The 15,392-nt window shown below is 65.5% G+C and carries 15 protein-coding genes and 1 pseudogene; 4 read left to right on the top strand and 12 right to left on the bottom strand.

Features of this window, described 5'->3' with window-relative positions; genetic code table 11:
* Positions 1–99: pseudogene (locus E0T84_RS32805) on the top strand (hypothetical protein); the annotation flags it as partial.
* A 106-nt stretch (positions 100–205) separates the two neighbouring features.
* Here the strand turns inward: E0T84_RS32805 and E0T84_RS29260 are convergent.
* From E0T84_RS29260 to E0T84_RS29220, 9 genes are all read right to left on the bottom strand, one after another.
* Complete coding sequence (locus E0T84_RS29260) at positions 206–1,375, bottom strand: acyl-CoA dehydrogenase family protein (RefSeq protein WP_138746201.1); 1,170 nt, start codon at positions 1,373–1,375, stop codon at positions 206–208.
* A 2-nt stretch (positions 1,376–1,377) separates the two neighbouring features.
* Positions 1,378–2,421, bottom strand: a complete 1,044-nt coding sequence (locus E0T84_RS29255; protein ID WP_138746200.1) for an acyl-CoA dehydrogenase family protein — start codon at positions 2,419–2,421, stop codon at positions 1,378–1,380.
* Positions 2,421–3,266 (bottom strand): amidohydrolase family protein, encoded by an 846-nt coding sequence (locus E0T84_RS29250; RefSeq protein WP_138746199.1) that lies wholly within the window; start codon positions 3,264–3,266, stop codon positions 2,421–2,423. The genes E0T84_RS29255 and E0T84_RS29250 overlap by 1 nt, the downstream gene beginning before the upstream one ends.
* Positions 3,263–4,879: an acyl-CoA synthetase gene (locus E0T84_RS29245; RefSeq protein WP_138746198.1), complete on the bottom strand. Its 1,617-nt coding sequence runs from the start codon at positions 4,877–4,879 to the stop codon at positions 3,263–3,265. The genes E0T84_RS29250 and E0T84_RS29245 overlap by 4 nt, the downstream gene beginning before the upstream one ends.
* A gap of 8 nt (positions 4,880–4,887) precedes the next feature.
* Positions 4,888–6,135, bottom strand: coding sequence for an amidohydrolase family protein (locus E0T84_RS29240; protein WP_070944381.1), 1,248 nt, complete (start codon positions 6,133–6,135; stop codon positions 4,888–4,890).
* Between the two features lie 4 nt (positions 6,136–6,139).
* The gene (locus E0T84_RS29235) at positions 6,140–6,961 is read right to left on the bottom strand and encodes an enoyl-CoA hydratase (protein ID WP_138746197.1); all 822 of its coding nucleotides are present in this window, start codon (positions 6,959–6,961) and stop codon (positions 6,140–6,142) included.
* Between the two features lie 112 nt (positions 6,962–7,073).
* Complete coding sequence (locus tag E0T84_RS29230) at positions 7,074–8,081, bottom strand: dihydrodipicolinate synthase family protein (RefSeq protein WP_138746196.1); 1,008 nt, start codon at positions 8,079–8,081, stop codon at positions 7,074–7,076.
* A gap of 8 nt (positions 8,082–8,089) precedes the next feature.
* Positions 8,090–8,884 (bottom strand): SDR family NAD(P)-dependent oxidoreductase, encoded by a 795-nt coding sequence (locus E0T84_RS29225; RefSeq protein WP_070184737.1) that lies wholly within the window; start codon positions 8,882–8,884, stop codon positions 8,090–8,092.
* A gap of 43 nt (positions 8,885–8,927) precedes the next feature.
* Complete coding sequence (locus E0T84_RS29220; RefSeq protein ID WP_070944384.1) at positions 8,928–9,689, bottom strand: crotonase/enoyl-CoA hydratase family protein; 762 nt, start codon at positions 9,687–9,689, stop codon at positions 8,928–8,930.
* Positions 9,690–9,948: 259 nt separating this feature from the next.
* Here E0T84_RS29220 and E0T84_RS29215 point away from each other — a divergent pair, with 259 nt between their 5' ends.
* Positions 9,949–10,707: a TetR/AcrR family transcriptional regulator gene (locus tag E0T84_RS29215; RefSeq protein ID WP_171055218.1), complete on the top strand. Its 759-nt coding sequence runs from the start codon at positions 9,949–9,951 to the stop codon at positions 10,705–10,707.
* A 72-nt stretch (positions 10,708–10,779) separates the two neighbouring features.
* Here E0T84_RS29215 and E0T84_RS29210 read toward each other — a convergent pair whose 3' ends face one another.
* The 3 genes from E0T84_RS29210 to E0T84_RS29200 are packed head-to-tail and all read right to left on the bottom strand — an operon-like array spanning position 10,780 to position 13,676.
* Complete coding sequence (locus tag E0T84_RS29210; protein WP_138746194.1) at positions 10,780–11,961, bottom strand: thiolase family protein; 1,182 nt, start codon at positions 11,959–11,961, stop codon at positions 10,780–10,782.
* Positions 11,962–12,013: 52 nt separating this feature from the next.
* A complete protein-coding gene (locus E0T84_RS29205; protein WP_171055217.1) occupies positions 12,014–12,913 on the bottom strand; it encodes an enoyl-CoA hydratase/isomerase family protein in 900 nt (299 codons plus the stop codon).
* Complete coding sequence (locus E0T84_RS29200) at positions 12,903–13,676, bottom strand: FadR/GntR family transcriptional regulator (RefSeq protein ID WP_070944387.1); 774 nt, start codon at positions 13,674–13,676, stop codon at positions 12,903–12,905. The genes E0T84_RS29205 and E0T84_RS29200 overlap by 11 nt, the downstream gene beginning before the upstream one ends.
* A gap of 90 nt (positions 13,677–13,766) precedes the next feature.
* On the opposite strand from E0T84_RS29200, the gene E0T84_RS29195 reads away from it, so the two are divergent.
* Positions 13,767–14,561, top strand: coding sequence for an enoyl-CoA hydratase/isomerase family protein (locus E0T84_RS29195; protein WP_138746193.1), 795 nt, complete (start codon positions 13,767–13,769; stop codon positions 14,559–14,561).
* 13 nt (positions 14,562–14,574) lie between these two features.
* Positions 14,575–15,390, top strand: coding sequence for an enoyl-CoA hydratase/isomerase family protein (locus tag E0T84_RS29190; protein WP_070184742.1), 816 nt, complete (start codon positions 14,575–14,577; stop codon positions 15,388–15,390).
* Positions 15,391–15,392 lie beyond the last annotated feature (2 nt).

Below are 15,392 nucleotides of genomic sequence, written 5' to 3'. Positions count from 1 at the left end.
CACCCGATGGCCCACCCTGCCCCGGACCCACCGGCGAACGCGCCGACTGGTGGTGGCCACCCACCCTTCCAACCACAACCACAACCAACCCTCAATTAGTTTGCTGCGAACCTCGTCGAACGAGACACCGTGATCTGTTGCGAACTCGCGCCGCGTGGTGAGTACCCGCTCGCTACGTTCTGCCAATCACGACACCGGAGCCGCATCACGATGCCTTGGGCGCCGAGTAGTTCGGCTTGCCCAGACCGAGCACGTGTTGGGCGATCATGTTGCGGAACACCTCGAGCGTGCCGCCGTAGATGCCGACCAAGGGTGCGAACCGGTAGACATACTCACTGCGGTCATCGGCTCCCCCGTCGGCCCCGACCGGCAGTGCGGCGATTGATCCCGCGATATCCATCAGATCCGGAGAGATGTCACGCATGGTCTGCGCGAGCGCCACCCGGCCGAAAATACTCGGCGACGACAGCGATGCCTCCAGACGAGCCACGCTACGGCCCAGTCGATACGCGACCGACCCGTCCTCGACGGCACCGGACTTGCCCACCAGCGCAGCCACATTGTCTGCCGCCTCCGCCATGAAGCCGGCCTGGTGCATCATGATCGCAACATCGGCCAGGCCGTCATCGGCCGCCGCGACCGCCCCGTGCTCGGCGTCGAGCGGTTCCCGCACCACGGTCCAACCACCGTTGACATCCCCGAGCCGGTACTTGTCGTCGACCCGCACGTCGGAGTAATAGACGATATTGGTGCGGTCGCCGTCGACGGTGCGGATGCCCTGGATCTCGATTCCGTCGGAGTCAAGCGGCACCAGGAACATGGTGAGGCTCTTGTGTTTCGGCGCTTCCGGATCGGTGTTGGTGATCAGGAAGACGTACTTGCAGTTGTGCGCGCCTGTGGTGAACATCTTGGATCCGTTGATCACCCATTGGTCGCCGTCGCGCACCGCGCGCGTCTTGCAGGTCGCGACGTCGGAACCGCCCTCAGGTTCGGTATAGCCCAGGCACATCCGCACGGTGCCGTCGAATACCCCGCGCAGCACGTCGTCACGGATCTCCGGGGCGGCGAACTTTGAGACGGAACGAGCGATCATGATCGTCGTTCCCCAGGTCACCCACGGCACCTCGGCCCGGCGCTTCTCCAGCTGCCAGATCCGCGACTGCACCCGGGTGAACCCACCGTCGGCCTCGGACTTGAACTCCTTTTCCAGGTATCCGGCCGCGCCGAGCGCCAGGTGCACGCCCTCGTCGAAGTTGTCGCCGGTCTCGCGGTCGCGCCGGATGACGTCCTCGGTCACGATGCTCGAGAGGAACTCGCGCACCTCGGTGCGGAAGGCCGCATCTTCGGCGGACAGTTCGACTGTTGAGAAATCCATGTCTAAACCTTGCTTTCGCGAGCGGCCACAATCTGAGCGATGCGCACCGCGGTGGCACCCGGATCTCCCCCGGCAAGTGCCCAGCCGCGGGCCCGCACCAGGTAGGCGGTAGCCGCCGCCTCGGCGGACACCCCGAGTCCGCCCTGAACATGTACCGCCATGGTGGCGGCCTTGGCGGCTTCCTCGGCCATGAAGACGAACGCCGAGGGGGCCAGTTCCGGCCGCTCATCGGGCTCGTTGTCGAGGAACCACGCGGCCCGGCGCGCCAGGCCCCGCCCGCTCTGGACGGTGATGGCGATGTTGGCGAGCGGATGGGAAATGCCTTGCAGCGTGCCGATCGGCACACCGAGGGTGTACCGCGACTTGGCGAACTCGGCCGCGATCGTCATGGTCTCCTCGACCAGACCTACCAGTGCCGCCGCGGTCAGTAGGCGCCATTCATCCAGGGCCCGTTGATATTCCGTCACGGCGTCGGCACCTCCGGCCAGTACGACCCGTGAGTCCGCGGCTGCCGGATCCACCCACGCCATCGGCAGCTTGCCGATGTTGTCGACACGGGCCGGACGACTGGAGAATCCCAGCTGCACGATGCTCTCACCGTCGCGGACGACGATGTGATCGGCGATCGACGCAGTCGGAATGAGCCGCGGACCACTCGGTGCGACCTGCGCAGGATCAAGCCCGACGATCTGGGTCCCCTGCACGATCTCCGGCGAATCCAACGCCCCGAGCCGCGTGAGCAACCGCGCCCCCACGACGTGGTCGATCCACGGCACGGGTGCCAGCGAGCGCCCCAGTTCCTCGGCCACCAAGGTCAGGTCCACCAGGGTTGCCCCGTCACCGCCGGCAGATTCCGGAAGTGCCATCGTCGTGGCGCCCATGGCGCACAACCGTTCCCACAAACTCTTGTCGAAGCCCGCCGGCTCGGCCGCGCGCACGGCCTCTATGTCCGAGTGCGTCTTGAAGAACTGTCGGTATGCGGTCTGCAGGTCGACGTGATCCTCGGTCAGGCTGTAATCCAGCCTCCGCAGCTCATAGCGGTCCATCAGCTCTCCCGATTCTGGCCGAGGAAAAACTCCGCGGCATTGTTGTAGAGGTAGTTGTCCAGCACGTCGGCCGGCAGGTCGAGTGCGAGCGCCTCGGGCACGACGCGCTGCATGCGCAACACCGGGAAATCCGAGGCGAAGATGACCTTGCCCTTTCCCCGGGTCCGCATGAAATGCAGCAGGGATTCCGGCAGCCGCTTGGGCGACCACGCCGATGTCATCAACCGCAGGTTCTGGTATTTGATCAGCATCCGAATCGCGATGTCCCACCACGGATCCGCACCGTGGATCATGCACAGTTTCAATTCCGGGAACCGGACACACACCCGGTCGAGATGGATGGGGTTCTGTACCTCACCGGGAATCGGCGGACCGGGCAGGCCGGTGTTGACGCACAACGGCAGTTCCAGCTCGGCGCACTTGGTGTAGAGCGGGTAGTACACCGCGTCGCTCGGCGGATACTGGCCGTCGCCCCAGAAGCTCGGGCCGACAACGGTATAGGCCACCGGCAGGTCAGCGGCGACGGCGGTGAGCTCGCGTAACGACGGGATTGGGCGCAGTAGGTTCACCCCGCCCATCGCGAGGGCGAACCGTTCCGGCTGCGCCTCGACGAACTTCCGCGCCGTGACAGATGGCTTGGCCAGTGAGTCCATCAGGATGGCCTTCTGCACTCCATGGGTGTCCATCTCGTCGAGCATCTCCGACAGGTCGATCGGGTCGTACATCGACTTCGGGCCCTTGAAGTAGTCGTCGCGCACCTTTTTCATGAAGGTGGGCTGGTTCTCGGTCTCGCCGAAGTGCACGTTGGCCAGACAGTCAATCACTCGATGTTCGCTGCGTGTCATACCTTTGTCTCCGCCTGTTGCGTGGCCAGGCTCTTGGCCCAGCGATAGTCGGCCTTGCCGTTTCCCAGTCTGCGGATCTCCTCGACGAACAGCACGTCCTTGGGGAGTTTGAACCGGGCCAACCGGGTCGCGCAGTGCTCCCGCAGCGCCGGCACGTCGACGGTGTCGCGGATCGACACGAGTGCGACAACCTCTTCACCCCATCGCTCACTGGGCCGGCCGACCGCCAGTGCATCCACCACGTGCGGGTGTGCCCGTAGGACTTCCTCGATCTCTTCGACGAACACCTTTTCCCCACCGGTGTTGACCACCAGCGAATCCCGGCCCAACAGGCGCAGGGTGCCGTCGGCGTCGAGTGAGGCGCGGTCACCCGAGACCACCACCCGTTCGCCGACCACCTCGGGGAAGGTCTTCGTCGTCGCTGCCTCATCGTTGAAGTAGCCGAGGGGAATACGGCCATTGCGCGCCACCCAGCCCACCTCGGTGTCGCCGGGCTCCAGGAAACGGGAGTAGTCGTCGGCCAGTACCAGTCCGCCGGCCCGCAGCTGGAAAGTCTCGGCGGTCGGGGTTTCGCGCTGGGTGTGGCCGAACCCCATATTGCCGGTCTCCGAGGAGCCGAATCCGTTGATGATGGTGATCTGCGGTATGTGTTCCAGCAGTGCGCGTTGATGTTTCGGATTGGTGGCCGCACCGCCGGTGCCGATCGCGAACATCGACGACAGATCGTAGGAGCGCCGGCCCAACTCCTCGACGATCGGTCCGGCGTAGGCGTCGCCGACCATCGTCATCAGCCCGATCTTCTCCCGCTGTGCGGTTTCCAGCACCGTACGCGGGTCGAAGCGAGGCTTGGTGTCGTGCAGCACCACGGTCTGGCCGGAGAGCAAGCCGGAGAACGCAGTCCACATCCCGGCGGCGTGCATCAACGGCGACACCGCGAACCACGGCGGGCCGGCGTTGGCCACCTTGTCGTGGATCTCGCTCACCTGATCGTGGTCGGCCCCGTTCATCGACGACACGTAGATGTCGCCCTGGCGCCACATCACGCCCTTGGGACGGCCGGTCGTGCCGCCCGTGCAGACCATCAGCAAGTCATCAGCCGACGGAGCGATGCCGTGGTCGGTATCCCCCTGCGCCAGCGCGTCTTCCAGTGTCGCCGAACCCGGCAGCTCGGCACCGTCGCCGTCGTCCACGGAGATCAACAACTCGGCAACACCGTCACCGAGCACGGAAGCAAACTTGGCCCCCAGCGAGCGGTGGTAGATCACCGCGCGAGGTTTCAGGTAGGCCAGCAGGTCGGCCACCTCGCCCGGCGAGTAGTAGTAGTTGACATTCACCGGGACCGTGCGCGCCTTGAGGCAGCCGATCACCATCTCGGGGTACAGCTCGTTGTGCATGACCAGCGCGACCACGTCTTGACCGCATTCCCAGCGGTTCAGGTCCCGCCGTTCGCGGTACGCACCCAATCCGCGCGAGGCCAGGAAGTTGGCCAGCCGGCGGGTGAGCTCCGCTCCCTGCGCGAAGGTGGTGCGGCGAGCGCCGCAGACCGTCATCTCCCGGTCGGGCACCGCCTCGGCGATCGCGTCGACGACGGCACCGATCGTCCATTCGGCCATGGCGGCGGCTAGACCGACACCAGACCCGCGACACCGGGCGCAGTCCGGGTCGGGTCGCCGAGCAGTTCAAGAGCGTTGTCGCGCATGACCTTCCGAGTGTCCTCGAGGCTGAACTCCGGGAACTGCGGAATGTCGGCGGTGAAGGTGGTGGGATCGGCAAGGCCCTCGCCGTGCGGCCAGTCCGAGCCGAACAGGATCTTGTCGACGCCGATGGTGTCGGCGAGCAACTTCACGTCGTCCTCGTAGTACGGCGCGATCCAGACGTTGTTGCGCAGCTGCTCGACCGGATCCTCCTTGAAGTGGTATGGCGCATTGTTGGCCGCCTTCTTCAGCCGCTTGATCAGCCGGTAGACGAAGTAGGAACCGTTCTCGATGCTGCACACCTTGAGCTTGGGATGCCGGGTGAACACCTGGTGCACGATCATCGAGGCCATGGTGTCGTGGATCGCGCGGTCATCCATGATGACCATGTCGAGCGGATCACGCCTGCCGAAGCCCTTGAATACGCCACTGCCGCCCCACAAGGCCGGGACCGCCATGTATCCGGAGTCCGACAGATGGAAGACCACGGCGACACCCGCCTCGGCCAGCCGCGCCCAGACCGGATCGTGCGACGGGTCACCCAGGGACCGCGGCCGGACCGCACCCGGAACCGGGGCGGGCCGCACACACACAAGCTTGGCGCCGCGGCCGATCACGAACTCGACTTCCTCGACCGCCTGCACCGGATCCGCCAGCGAGATGATCGGTGCGGACACGAAACGTCCGTCGGGCCGGTCGAATCCCCAGTCTTCGTCGAGCCACAGGTTGAAGGCATGCACCGAGGCCATGGTGGCCTCGATGTCGTGCTTGAGCCCCTCCTCCACACCGCACGCGAAAGTCGGCAGCATGAACACGGTTTCGAGGCGCTGCCGGTCCAGCACCTTGAGCCGGGCATCGCGGTTCTGGTACTCGGGGTGGTCGGAGAGCCGGTCGACCTTCATCAGGGACGCCGGGTCGACGCCCTCGGGGATCTCGCCACGGAACAGCAGATCCAGGCATCCTGGCTCGATGATCGGGTCGAAGGTCGGGTTGGGGATGAAGTGGTTAACGGTCCCGCCGAACACCGCGAGGGTCCGTTTGCCATCCTGCACCATCTGGACGCCACGGCTTCGGAATTCCTTGGGCAGGTGCCGGGTGAAGGCATCGATCGGCTCGTAGTAATGGTTGTCGACGTCGACGGCGAGGTATGGAAGCCGTTCGGGAGCTTCGGTCATGTCATCAACCTTCTTTCAGGGGCGGGAAATTCGGGGGCCGTTTTTCGAAGAACGCGGTGATGCCCTCGACAAGGTCGGGCCGAACCATGGACTCGTGCATGAGCTTCTCGGCTCGGTCGCTGACGTCGACAACGTTGTCATGGGCGTCGCCGTAGAGCTGACGCTTGATCACCGCCATCGATGCCGGAGAGCAGTTGCGGGCCAGATCCTCGGCATACTCCAGGGCGCGGTTCAGTAGATCCTCGGGCGCGACAACCTCTTTCACCAATCCGAGCTGGGCAGCCTCCTCGGCGAAGAATGTCCGGCCGGACAACAACAGGTCCGCCGAGACGCCCCAGCCGGCCAGTCTCGGCAGGATCCAGGTGATGCCGTATTCGCCGATCAATCCCCGGCGCGGGAAGGCGGTGGCGAATTTCGCTCGGGCCGCGGCGAATCGGACGTCGCACATCAGCGCGTGGGTGAGGCCGATGCCAACGCAGGCCCCATTGATGGCGGCGACCACCGGCTTGCGCAGCTCGGTGAGGAAATGCGGGTGGCGCTCGCCGACGATCTTGCTGACGTCGGTGTCTTCGTTGATGCTGGCGCCCAGATCCTGCATGGCGCCCATGTAGGCGCCGGCGCAGAATCCGCGCCCGCTCCCGGTCAGCACGATCGCCCGCACCGCGGGATCGGTTTCGGCGCGGTCGAAACTCGCGTAGACGCCGGCGGAGATGTCCGCACCCCAGGAGTTGAGCCGGTCCGGTCGATTGAGCGTGATGACAGCCACGCCCGCGTCCGTCGTCTCGTAGAGAACCGCCTCGGTCCCCACACTGTCAGCGACCGTCACGCGCCGATACCTCCCCGATGCCACACCAGCCGTTCAGACATACATACTGTATACCTATCGGTAGTGCATTCCGCAAGCTCGGCGCTACCGCCACGACCTGCACAAAGACGGTTCAGGCGTCGATCAATCCGAGCTTCCGATAAGCGGTTTCGATCTGGGTCTTCGCCGCTTCCGGCAGGAACGCCTGAGGCGGACGGGAATGCGGGTAATCGCCGATGGGCATTCCCAGCACCAAGGCGGCGTGCTTGAAGGCGCCGGCCCAGTGGGTGAAGTAGTCGGCCCGGCCCGGATAGCAGGTGAACCAGGAACCCATGTCGAGGCCGAATTGGTCCAATCCCGACTCCCGACCGAAGTCCATCGCCTCGATGAGCCGGTCGGCGTACACCAGATCCCAGTACTCGGTGAAGATGCGGCGTTGCGGGGTTTCATACAGGTACCCGGCCGTGCCCAGCTGCGCCGGGCACACGATGCCCTCCCGAAGCCAGCCTGCCCGGTACACGGTGGTGTCGCATTCCCAGACCGCCAGGTACGGAGCCAGCTCATGCAGACGGCGGCTCGCGGCAGGCCGGAAGGCGCCTTCCTTGGTGGCGCACACCGCCGGGATCGCCTCGGCGATCCCGGCGCTTTCGTCCGGTGTGAGCACGTAGCCGGAGGACGGCGAGTTGAACATCCCGAGGGCGATGTCCGTGCGATCGGCCACATATTGGAAGAAGCGCAGCGCACCCTCTCCGGCGTGTGTCTCCATCATCGGTGTCTGGATGTAGACGATGTCGGCGCCGGCCTGCTGCGCGTGCAGTGTGAGCTCCAGGCAGTCCTTGGCCGAGGTCGCCGCGGTGCAGGCCTGAATGACGACGTTCGGATCGGCCCCTCGGCCCTCTTCGATCGCCACCTCGAGCAGCTTCTTGCGCTCGTCGAGGGTCAGCGCCCAGAACTCCGCCAAACCGCTGGTACACCACAGCATTCGGTGACCGAGATCGCTGACACAGTAGCGCACGAGGTAACGGTAGGCGTCCCAGTCGATGTCGTCGCCGTCGGTTCCGCAGAACGGGGTGTAGAGCGAGTCGCCGATTCCGCGCAATGCCGAGCGAGCCCAGTCCCGCGCTTCGGCTGCTGTTGCCATGACGCCCCCTAGATGAAGTCCGATCCACCGTCCACGTTGATGTTGGCCCCGGTCATGTATGAGTTGCGCTTGGACGCCAGAAAAGCTGCGACAGGGCCGATTTCACTGGGCAATCCGGCGCGCGGCAGGTGGGCGGGATGCCCGAAATGCTCATCGATCGCTGCCATCAGCGCATACGGGTCGTTGCCGTCGACGCCTACCGTGTCAGCCCACCCGCGCAGCGCTTCCGACGAGATGCTACCCGGGGACACCACATTGACCATGATCTCGTCCTTGGCCAACAGCAGCGACAGATTCTTGGACACACTGTTCACGGCCGCCTTGGCCGCTGTGTAGGCCGGCAACCGGGTGCTCTGCCGCTGGGTTGAGTGGGCCGAGAAGTTGACGACGCGTGCCCACTCGGCCTTGCGCAGCAACGGCAATGCCGCCCGCACGCAGCGCACCATGCCCATCAGACCGGCGTCGAACGCCTCCTGCCACTGGTCGTCGGTCAACTCCTCGAAGTTGCCCGCGGCGCCGGGGCCGACCGTGTTGATCAAGGCGTTGATCGCACCCCACCGCTCGCCCACCGTGGTGAAGGCCTGTTCGACCTGGGAGCCGTCCGAGGTGTCGGCGACGATGGCCACCGCCTCCGGCGATCCCAGGCGGGTCAGCTCCCTTGCGGCGGAGTCCAATACGTCGCGGGAGCGCCCCACGATCGCGATCCGCGCGCCGTCCTCGGCCAGACACTGCGCCGTCGCAAAGCCCATCCCCCGGCCACCGCCCACGACGACGGTGGCCGCACCTGCGAATCCCAGATCCATGGCTCAAATAACTCCCCGGTCGCTTCGCTCCTGCCCGCCGGACTCAGGAACCGGTCCAATTGGGGGCGCGCTTCTCGGCGAAGGCGATGGCCCCCTCCTTGGCGTCGTTCGACGAGAACACCGGCCCGAGCAGTTCGCCCTGCTTCTTCCACATCTCGTCGGCCGACCACTCCGAGGACGAGGCGATGATCTCCTTGGTCACGGCCACGGCCAGCGGACCGTTGGCCGTGATCCGATCGGCGAGCTCGAGCGCACCGTCGAGCGCACCACCGGGCTCGGTCAGCTTGTTGACGAAACCCCACGCCGCGGCTTCCTCGGCGGTGAAGCTGTCACCGGTAAGCGCCAGTTCCATTGCCTTCTGGTACGGGATGCGCTGATGCAGACGCAGCAGCCCACCACCGCCGGCCACCAGACCACGCTTGACCTCGGGGATGCCGAACTTGGCGACCTTAGAGGCCACCACGAGATCAGTAGCGAGGACCAACTCGGTTCCACCCGCGAGGGCGAACCCCTCGACGGCGGCGATCAGCGGCTTGCGCGGCGGGCGCTCAGTGAAACCCGCGCCGCGACCGGGGACGTAGGGCAGTTCCCCGGCAGCGAATGCCTTGAGGTCCATGCCGGCGCAGAAGTTTCCGCCCGCACCGGTCAGGACCGCCACCGACAGTTCGGGGGTGTCGTCCAGTTCGTCCATCGCATCGGCGAGTCCCTGGACCACCGCGAGGTTGAACGCGTTGCGCGCCTCCGGGCGGTTGATTGTGACGACGAGGGTACGACCCCGTCGTTCCGTGAGAACTGCGTCCGACATCAATGCCCCTTTGCTCGCAGCCGATAACCCGGAAAAGCCTACTATAGGGATTACAGTACAAAGGCGGCACCCCGTCGGCAGCGCCCGAGCGACGGAACCGCGCGAACGGTGGAAGGCATCCACGGAAGGGCTACCGGTAAGGTTGACAGCGACCAGACCCCGCGACACGCGCGCATAGGCGCAGTTCAGGTGGCGGACGGCGGTAAATTCACCTGCGATTGAGCCGCGGCACAGGGACGACGTGAACAGAATCGATTCGATGGAGGTGCCCGCAGTGGCAAAGCAACCGACCGCTGAGAAACGTCAACGGCGCGAACGTGGATCCATCAATCCCGACGACATCATCAACGGCGCATTCGATCTCGCGGAACAGGTGTCGATCGACAACCTCAGCATGCCGCTGCTGGGCAAACATCTGGGCGTCGGTGTCACGAGCATCTACTGGTACTTCCGCAAGAAGGATGATTTGCTCAACGCGATGACCGACCGCGCGCTGCGCCAGTTCGTCGTCGCCACCCCCTATGTTGAGGCCAGGGATTGGCGTGAGTCACTCGCCAACCACGCCAGGACCATGCGAAAAGCCTTCATGGGTAACCCGATTCTGTGTGATCTCATTCTCATTCGGTCGGCACTGAGCCCCCGGGCCGCACGCCTGGGGGTACAGGAGATGGAGACCGCGATCTCGGGCCTGGTCGAGGCCGGGCTGTCGGTCGAGGACGCGTTCGACACGTATTCGGCCGTGTCCGTACACGTCCGCGGCTCGGTTGTGCTGCATCGTCTCTATGAGAAGAACCGGGCCAACGACAACGCGCCGGGCGACTACGAAGAGACCATGGTGATCGACCCCGAGGTCACCCCGCTGCTGGCGCAGGTCACCAGCGAGGGGCACCGCATCGGCGCGGCCGACGAGAAGAACTTCGAGTACGGCCTGGAGTGCATCCTCGACCACGCGGCCGCACGGATCGAGGCGAATGCCGGTAAGGCGAAGAAGACGCCCGCCCGCCGCAAGGCGGTTTAGCTCGGACTCCGAACCTGAGCTTGTTGTCGAGAAATCCGTGATTCTTCGACAAAAAGCTCAGGTTCAATGGCGTCAGACCTCGATGACCAGCCCGCCGCCCTGACCGCCACCGGCGCACATCGCGGCCACACCGATACCGCCACCGCGACGCTGCAGTTCGTAGATCAGCGTGGTGACCATGCGCGCACCGGAAGCCGAGATCGGGTGGCCCAGGCTGCAGCCGCTGCCCGAGAAGTTCACCAGCTCCTCGTCGATGCCGTACTTGCGCACCGCGGCGATCGGCACCGAGGCGAATGCCTCGTTGATCTCCCACAGCGCCACATCGGACGCCTTGAGCCCGGCACGGTCGAGGACCTTGCCGATCACCTCGACGCCGCCGAGCCCGGTGTCACGAGCTGCGACACCGACCGCACCCCAGGCCCTGACCTTGGCCATCACGTTGAGGTTCTCCGCCGCCGCATAGTCGTCGCCGACGAGGGCGACAGCAGCGGCAGCGTCATTGGTGCCGCTGCTGTTGCCCGCGGTGATGGAGAATCCCTCGATCTCCGGGTGCAGGACCTTGAGCTCGGCGAGCTTCTCCGCGGTGGTGCCGCGGCGCGGGTGCTCGTCGACACTGAACTCGATGACCGAACCGTCGGGCTGGTTGACCTTCAGCGGCACGATCTCGTCGAGGAACTTGCCCGCGTCGATCGCGGCGATGGCCCGCTGGTGCGACCGCGCGGCCCAGGCGTCCATGTCTTCACGGGTGATCCCGGCGGCCTGAGCGGTGTTCCAGCCGACCGTGATCGACATGTCGCGCATCGGCGCATCCGGGGTCTCGACGTGCGTCGGGGTCATCCAGGGCTCGATGAACTCGATCTCGGGACCGAATCCGGGCACCCGCCATTTCATCAGCGGTGACGAGGACAGCGACTGCACGCCGCCGGCCACCAGTACCCGCTCCATGCCGGAGCCGATCTGGGCGGCCGCGTTACCGATCGCGGTCAGCGATCCCGCACAGTGCCGATTGACGGCCTGACCGGGAACCCACTCCCAGCCCAGCGCGTCGGCGGCATAGCGGGCGATATCGCCGCCGCCGTAGTTGGATTCGGCGAAGATCAGATCGTCGATGGACTCCGGGCTGATGCCGGCGCGGCGCACGACCTCGGGCAGGACGGTGGTGATCAGGGTTTCCGGCGGGGTGTTGACCAGGGTCCCCTTGAAGGAACGGCCGATCGCTGTGCGGGCAGCGCCGACGATGACGGGTGTTGGCATGGTTCCACCTTTACGCGATGTCGTGTTTCTGTAACGGTATCAGGACGGGTTTCTACTGCGGTTCGGGGACGTGGAAATGTTCGTCACGCAGCCGGAACGCCTCCTTCGTGCCATGCTGCGCGCGGGTCTTGACGAAGTTGAACTCACCTGGCGCGAACTGCAGGTTGGTGCCGTAGGCGTGGAAGATGTAGCTGGCCACCTCCTCGCCCTGGTAGGCCTGACTCTGCTCGACGAGCCGGAACGCCTCCTTGGCGATCACCACGCCGTCGGCCGGCATCTTGGCCGCCTTGGCCGCCCAGTACCGCGCGCGGGCCGTCACCTGATCGGCGTCACAGGTGTCGGTGAAGATGCCGAGGTGCTCGATCGAGCCGGCCTCGACGATGTCTCCGGTCAGCAGCATCCTGCGGGCCAGCACCGGACCAAGGCGGTGGAAGAACATGTGCAGGCTGCCCAGCGCCGGGCCGAGGAACCGGGTGGCCGGCATCCCGATCTTGGTATCGCGGGCGATCACCGAGATGTCGGTCATCAACGCCATCTCGAATCCGCCGCCGAGTGCGTAACCGCTGATCTCGCCCACGGTGACCTTGGGGAAACCCATGAAATTGTGGTAGAAGCCAAAAGACTTGCGGTCCACGGTGAGTCGGCGACGCTGGCTGGGACGCGACTTCTTCGGAGCGGACTCCTTCGCTCCAGCACTCTGCTCTTCGCGCGAGCGCTCATCGCCATACCACCCATAGGCGTTGTTCATATCCGCGCCGGTGCTGAATACGCCCTCGGCACCGCGCAGCAGCACCACGGTCAGATCGTCGTCGTCCGCCACGATGTCGAGGCAACGCGCGACCTCGTCGCGCATCGCCGCGTCGTAGGAGTTGCGCTGCTTGGGATTGTTCAGCGTGATGGTGGCGATGCGGTGGTCCGCATCGACCTCGAACAGCACCCGGTCATCGGTCATGCGAAATCAACCTCGCTTCAATGGTTTTGTCGTTGCCGGCGGCCAGCGTGGTGTGCCGCGCAGCGGTGAGATGGTCGGCCGCGAGCTTGGTCGCCCGGGCCGTGTTGCCGTCGGCGATCGCGTCCACCAGCCGTTGGTGGTCCCGCAGTGCGGCGCGCATGGTCGAAGCCGACATACCCGCTTCGCCCTCACCGGTCCATACGCCGGACTCGTGCGTCGACCAGATCAGCTCCAGGGAGCCGATCAGCAGGATCATCGGCTCGTTGCCGCATCGAGATACCAATGCCTCGTGGAACTTTCGGGCGTTCGGCACATACTGCGACATCTCGTCGAAATAAGCCACCTGCCGGTCGATCTCGGCCTGCAGGTGCGGCACCACCTCAATGGCGCGGTCTTCCCGCGCGGCGCACATCCCCGCGCAGATCGGCTCCAGATGCAACAGCGCCTCGCTGACATCGGCGGGCGTGGCCGCGCGGGTCTGCAACACCATGCCGATCATGTGGGCAGTGCGGTCGGCCGAGGGCATCTGAACCACCGCTCCCCCGACGTTTCCGCGGCGCACCGAGATCAACCCGTCGGTCTCGAGTAGGTGGATGGCCTCGCGCAATGCCGGCGGGCTGACCCCGAACTCCTGGAACAGGCTCTCCTGGGTGGGCAGGATGTCACCTTCACGTAGGCGGCCGGACAGGATGTCGTCACGCAGCTTGGACGCGACGATCTCGGCAACCCGGGGCTGCCGGATGCGCCGCGCGCGTCCTTCCATCGGAGACCTTTCCTTGCTAACTTGTACAAGATAGTAACCGCATCGCCTACTGTATGGGCAACTGTATGGACAGGGAAGGTTGGAATCCAGGTGAGTGACGGTTCGGTGACCACGTCTCGCGCGGACTCCATCCTGCGCATCACCTTCGACCGGCCGTCGCGGCGTAACGCGTTGAGCCACGAGATGATCGATGATCTGGTCGGCATCCTGACGGCGGCCGCCTCGGATGACTCGTTGCGGGCCATCGCCCTCACCGGGACCGGCGACAACTTCTGCACCGGGGCCGACTGGGTCGCCACCAACGAAACAGGTCAGCGGCCCCGCGCCGGCGACCTGGTCCGGCGGATCCCGCACACCGCACACCGCGTCATCGAATTGGTCGCCACCATCCAACTGCCGGTGGTGTGCGCGGTCCGCGGCTGGGCGGTGGGATTGGGCTGCAACCTGGCGCTGGCCGCCGATTTCACCATCGCCGACAGCGAGGCGACATTCTGGGAACCGTTCATGAGCCGCGGGTTCACCCCAGACTCCGGCGCGACCTGGCTGCTGCCCCGCCTGGCCGGGGTGGCCCGGGCCAAGCGCATGCTGCTGCTCGGCGAAAAGGTCACGGGGTCCCAAGCCGCCGACTGGGGGTTGATCCACGACGCGGTTGCCGTCAACCAGTTCGATGAGACAGTGGACTCCTTATTGGCCCGGCTGGCCGCCGGGCCGACCGTCGCGATCGGCCTCGCCAAACAGGCCATCGCCTTCGGCCAGCACGCCACCCTGTCGCAATCTCTCAACCAGGAGCTGTCCAATCTGGAACTCTCCTGCCGCACCACCGATTTCAAAGAGGGCCTGGCCGCATTCCGGGAACGCCGCGACCCGGACTTCCAAGGCCGTTGAACTAAGGAAACCGATGACTGCAATTGCTACGTACGACACCATCAAATACGAGGTCGACGGCCACAAGGCCACCATCACCTTGAATCGGCCCGATGCGCTCAACGCGCTGTCACCCCACATGATCACCGAGTTGCGGGCCGCCTATGCCGAAGCGGAAAACGACGACAACGTCTGGCTGATGATCGTGACGGCCACCGGCCGGGCGTTCTGCACCGGCGCCGACGTCAAGGAGATCCCCGGCGACGGAAAGGTCCTCAACGAGCGGCCGTACTTGTCCACCTACGAGCAGTGGGAGGCGCCGCAGGAGGGCACCCCGCCGTTCCGCAGCATGGCCAAACCCGTCGTCGTGGCGATCAACGGAATCTGCTGCGGGGCCGGCCTGGACTGGGTCACCACCGGTGACATCGTGATCGCCTCGGACAAGGCGACGTTCTTCGACCCGCATGTCAGCATCGGCCTGGTGGCGGCGCGCGAGATGGTCCGGTTGGCCAAGGCTCTGCCTCGTTCGGTGGCGCTGCGAATGGCGTTGATGGGCAAGCACGAACGCATGACCGTCGAGCGCGCCTACGAACTCGGACTGATCACCGAGATCGTCGAACACTCTCAACTGCTGGAACGTGCGCACGAGATCGCCGACACGGTGTGCCTCAACGCCCCGCTGGCGGTGCGGGGAACGCGGCTGGCCATTCACAAGACCCTGGATCTGCCACTGCACGAGGGTGAGATCCTGGCCGAGACCTTCCGTGAGCGCGTGGTCCGCACCGAGGATGCACTGGAGGGCCCACGCGCGTTCGTGGAGAAGCGCAAGCCCAACTGGCAGGCGCGGTAATC

The sequence above is a fragment of the Mycobacterium sp. DBP42 genome, assembly GCF_005924235.1.
Classification (GTDB): Bacteria; Actinomycetota; Actinomycetes; order Mycobacteriales; family Mycobacteriaceae; genus Mycobacterium; species Mycobacterium syngnathidarum.
Note: the sequence above shows the minus strand (reverse complement) of the source record. Positions and strands in the feature narration are given on the sequence as shown.

Excerpts from the sequence above, each read along its gene's own strand:
- E0T84_RS29260 (WP_138746201.1), bottom strand. The coding sequence starts at position 1,375 with ATGGATTTCTCAACAGTCGAACTGTCCGCCGAAGATGCGGCCTTCCGC.
- E0T84_RS29255 (WP_138746200.1), bottom strand. The coding sequence starts at position 2,421 with ATGGACCGCTATGAGCTGCGGAGGCTGGATTACAGCCTGACCGAGGAT.
- E0T84_RS29250 (WP_138746199.1), bottom strand. The coding sequence starts at position 3,266 with ATGACACGCAGCGAACATCGAGTGATTGACTGTCTGGCCAACGTGCAC.
- E0T84_RS29245 (WP_138746198.1), bottom strand. The coding sequence starts at position 4,879 with ATGGCCGAATGGACGATCGGTGCCGTCGTCGACGCGATCGCCGAGGCG.
- E0T84_RS29240 (WP_070944381.1), bottom strand. The coding sequence starts at position 6,135 with ATGACCGAAGCTCCCGAACGGCTTCCATACCTCGCCGTCGACGTCGAC.
- E0T84_RS29230 (WP_138746196.1), bottom strand. The coding sequence starts at position 8,081 with ATGGCAACAGCAGCCGAAGCGCGGGACTGGGCTCGCTCGGCATTGCGC.
- E0T84_RS29225 (WP_070184737.1), bottom strand. The coding sequence starts at position 8,884 with ATGGATCTGGGATTCGCAGGTGCGGCCACCGTCGTCGTGGGCGGTGGC.
- E0T84_RS29220 (WP_070944384.1), bottom strand. The coding sequence starts at position 9,689 with ATGTCGGACGCAGTTCTCACGGAACGACGGGGTCGTACCCTCGTCGTC.
- E0T84_RS29215 (WP_171055218.1), top strand. The coding sequence starts at position 9,949 with ATGGAGGTGCCCGCAGTGGCAAAGCAACCGACCGCTGAGAAACGTCAA.
- E0T84_RS29210 (WP_138746194.1), bottom strand. The coding sequence starts at position 11,961 with ATGCCAACACCCGTCATCGTCGGCGCTGCCCGCACAGCGATCGGCCGT.
- E0T84_RS29205 (WP_171055217.1), bottom strand. The coding sequence starts at position 12,913 with ATGACCGATGACCGGGTGCTGTTCGAGGTCGATGCGGACCACCGCATC.
- E0T84_RS29200 (WP_070944387.1), bottom strand. The coding sequence starts at position 13,676 with ATGGAAGGACGCGCGCGGCGCATCCGGCAGCCCCGGGTTGCCGAGATC.
- E0T84_RS29190 (WP_070184742.1), top strand. The coding sequence starts at position 14,575 with ATGACTGCAATTGCTACGTACGACACCATCAAATACGAGGTCGACGGC.